This window comes from Variovorax sp. FG153, assembly GCF_057809595.1.
This window is the reverse complement of sequence record NZ_JBMDKG010000102.1, coordinates 1-2,830: the sequence shown is the minus strand read 5'-3', so window position 1 is coordinate 2,830 and position 2,830 is coordinate 1. Positions and strand designations below refer to the sequence as shown.

At 54.8% G+C, this 2,830-nt stretch carries 4 protein-coding genes; all 4 read left to right on the top strand.

Translation table 11 applies throughout. The features are described from left to right. Positions 1–198 precede the first annotated feature (198 nt). The 4 genes from ACODT0_RS42220 (at position 199) to ACODT0_RS42205 (ending at position 2,667) form a co-directional block, all read left to right on the top strand. The gene (locus ACODT0_RS42220; RefSeq protein ID WP_209542012.1) at positions 199–582 is read left to right on the top strand and encodes a hypothetical protein; all 384 of its coding nucleotides are present in this window, start codon (positions 199–201) and stop codon (positions 580–582) included. Between the two features lie 91 nt (positions 583–673). Further along, a complete protein-coding gene (locus ACODT0_RS42215; protein ID WP_489044024.1) occupies positions 674–1,216 on the top strand; it encodes a hypothetical protein in 543 nt (180 codons plus the stop codon). Between the two features lie 194 nt (positions 1,217–1,410). Further along, positions 1,411–1,920: a hypothetical protein gene (locus tag ACODT0_RS42210; protein WP_489044023.1), complete on the top strand. Its 510-nt coding sequence runs from the start codon at positions 1,411–1,413 to the stop codon at positions 1,918–1,920. Positions 1,921–2,136: 216 nt separating this feature from the next. Further along, entirely contained in the window at positions 2,137–2,667 is a 531-nt protein-coding gene (locus tag ACODT0_RS42205; protein WP_489044022.1) for a hypothetical protein, read from the top strand. Positions 2,668–2,830: the final 163 nt, after the last annotated feature.

Sequence of the window (2,830 nt, the reverse complement as noted above, 5' to 3'; positions counted from 1 at the left end):
ACGATGCTCCTAGGCCCGCCGACAGGAATCAAGATGGGTTGCCCGGACGCTTACCCATAGCCGACCTTCGCGGCGCGCACACAACACCGTCTGGACTTGAGAGTCGCTTGTTCTGAAGCGCGCACACCGACCGATCGGCCATGAACAATCAGCCATCAGCGGACGCTCAAGACTGGCGCCGACTCCCAGCAACGCAGTATGTCTTTTGAAGAGAACTTTCGCACTTGGCTGACCCGGGCTTTGTCCGAGCCGATGCCCGCGTCCGTTTCGGCGTACGCCTTCAATCTCTTCGAGTATCCGGAGACCCCGGAGGTAAAGTTTGGCATCGAGTTGATCGGCGCTGGCTCGTTTGACTCTGCACATGCCGACTGGGCCTGCGATGAGGTGTGGGAACCAGCAGAAAGGACATTGGAAATTCCGACCAGTTTTTCCAGTCGAGAATGGGAGGAATGCCAACGCCGTCTCTACAGCCTTGTACTGAGCTTCTTGGACTTCCAACCTAGCGGGAAAATCCTCAGGCAGAAGCAAGCGGTCGGGCTGGGCTTCGTTGATGGAGAATTGCAATTGGTCTGGCAGAAATAGCTAGGTCGGTAGACGGCCAGAAGCGGTCATCCGTGATGCGTTTCAGCTTCTCCACGCAACCATTGCATTGTTGAACCAAGGGATGGGCTTAATGAATCGGTACGTTTACGCGGGAGTTCTTTTTGTGTCGATACTGGGGGCAGGTTGCGCGACCACCTCCCCGGCACAGGTCTCCAACAATCAAAGAACAACAGATGCTCAATTGGCGCAGCAGTACAAGCAGCAGCCATTTGCTCATGCGATGCGAGCTCCAAATGAAGAAGTCAGCCAAGCACGAACCCGTATCAATGCATGGGTGCGATTCAATCTAAAACGGGCGCTTGACTACAAGGCGCAGGGTAGCATCGACGCGGCCCTATTCCATCTGGATTCCGCCCGTTACACGCTACGTTGTGTGACATCACCACTTGCGAACGACGAGCATGGCAATCCAGCCGTCTATCAAGGGCGGTCTCCAATTCAAGACAGAGGTCGTGGAACGCACGTGTGGCGAGATAGGGTAGACGAAGATATCGACCGAATTTTCTCTTCTGGGGCAGTACCAGTTGGCGATATGCTCAAGATGTACGGAATCGACGCGCCTGATGGCCCAGTCAATAGGCCCGACCAACTTCCCAGAATCACGTCGCAATAGTTTGAGTCAAAAATACTTTTTTTAACGAGCATCGGCTGTCAGATTCAGAATCTGGCCAACAGCAGACGGTACGCCACGTACCCTCAGTTTCAACGCTACGTGAGTAGTCGCTGACCTCTGTTGCGGGGCTAAAGTTGCGGAAAGCGCCGCGAACTCTACAGGCGGGGCCCAGAAAAATTCCTGTCGAGGGCAGCTTGAAACTGAACTACACGTTCTCCGTGAATCCCCCCAATCCGCCAAAGGAAGTTCGTCTGGCTGGGGTCGTGCAGCATACCTACAACGAGTTCATGCTGGACCTTCCCGACCATTGGAGGTCATATCCCGGGCCGGATTCCAACACGCTGAATCTTCATTCAGAAAAGGAAGGCGCCGCCATCATTCTCAGCGTCCAGTTCTTCGAGATTCCTGCGGAAAAGGCTGAGGAGTTCGCGGACGTCAACGTGAATAGCCGAATTGCGGCGCACGAGCAGCAGTCGCCAACCCGCGTTGAGGTCTTGCGCCGGTCGGTCAAACCACATTCTGGCGGCGTCGGACTCGAGATGAGTTATGCGGCAGAAGTCTCGGGCGAGAACGTATTCCTCTATGTTGGTTACGTCACGCGCCGGAAGGTTCTCAACCTGCTGATGGTGTGCAAACCCGGCCGCGAAGAGGCGGCCCGTCTTTTCAACTCTGCCATGAGTGGCTTTAGGCCGAAGCTGCCGTAGCCGAACCAGCCGACAGCAGACGGCCAGGAGCCGACATTCGTCATCGACGCCCGGTTCAGCGGGTGACCGCCTGACCGTATGAGTAAATTTTCAAGCGAATCTCAATTGGATGCGCATGTGCGTCAATCTTCAACGCGTTAACAAACGCCGTAGCCCTGTCACTTAAGCTGCGGAAGCATTAGGCCGGCTGGCGGTCAATTTGATAGGAAACTAGAAATGGAAACAAAGGGTCAACCCCGCGCTGGCCTCAGTCAGCCGAATCGTTCGAGCCTCTTCGCCTGCAACGGCATTCTTGAAGTAATGGCCGAGTTCAACCGGGGGTGCGATCACGATTGCATGTACTCGCTGGAACAGCTCCATGGCGACCTTTCCCTTGCTGAAGCCGTAGCATCTCACTTTCAACCGCAAGTAGGCGTTGGGGCTGAATGCGCAACCGAAGTTGGCAACTCGCCGAGGCAGGCCCGAGCAACCGTCCGACTTGATCAACTGGAGAGTGATTGGAGAGATGTTCTCGAGCGATCGCTTGCAAGTTGGTTCTTCGCGCAAGCGTACTCGCCAAAAACGTCTGAGATAAATCAGGCAAACGTCATCCGTGGTTTTTTGAATCACTTTTCAGACGTTCTTCAATCCGGCTCCATCTTTGATGTGACAAAGCCGACCTCGATGTCATCAGAGGTCTTTTGGGAGGGGTACGCATTTACAAATAATGACTCAAACTTCTTACTGCATTTCGGATTTACGGACTGATTGCCGTGATCTCTTGCCGGGCACACTGGACCCTTTCGCTACGCTGGCGGGACCGGCTACAGTCGGCCACGAACGGTCTTTCACGGCGCCACCTGCATCCAACGACATCTAGGGATGGTCTGCAAAACCGGCCCAAGCCTTGCATGATCTGACCCCATGATTG